The sequence below is a fragment of the Xanthomonas dyei genome, from assembly GCF_002939865.1.
GTDB classification, from domain to species: domain Bacteria; phylum Pseudomonadota; class Gammaproteobacteria; order Xanthomonadales; family Xanthomonadaceae; genus Xanthomonas; species Xanthomonas dyei.
This window is the reverse complement of the sequence record NZ_MDEE01000123.1, coordinates 1-477: the sequence shown is the minus strand read 5'-3', so window position 1 is coordinate 477 and position 477 is coordinate 1. Positions and strand designations below refer to the sequence as shown.

At 62.3% G+C, this 477-nt stretch carries 1 pseudogene; it reads right to left on the bottom strand.

Going from position 1 to position 477, the window contains the following annotated elements:
- Positions 1 to 467, bottom strand: a pseudogene (locus XdyCFBP7245_RS23495) (hypothetical protein); the annotation flags it as partial.
- Positions 468 to 477: the final 10 nt, after the last annotated feature.

Here is a 477-nt window from a genome sequence, read left to right as displayed (position 1 = left end):
ATCGATGCGATCCACATGCGCCGCGTTGCCGTTGTTTCCAGAGAGTGCTGCGCGTGGACGTAGCGCTGGGTGGCCTGCTGGACCGCCTGCTCCGCGTTTGCCAGCTTCTTGTTGAATCGCTCGGCCGCCGGTTCCAGCGTCTGCGTCAGCGCCTGATTGCTCAATTGCGTTAGGCGGGGCAGCGCATTTTCCACCAAGCCGCTGACGCGCTGATCGGCGTGTTTGACGGCAATCTGCAGAAGCTGCAGCTGCTCCTGGACTAGATCTTCCAATGCGTGCTCTCGCTGCTGCAGCACCCCGATCACCGCCGCCAGGGCGTGGATCGATTCTCTCAGAGTGCGTTCGGACCCGTTGACATCGGTCAGCGCGGAGGTGTTCTGCATGTCCATAGTGTTCTCTCGATGATTCAACTTGCTGCACGTGTTCCGGCTAGCCGCCACCACCACCACCGCCGCCTCCACCGCCATCTCCGCCACC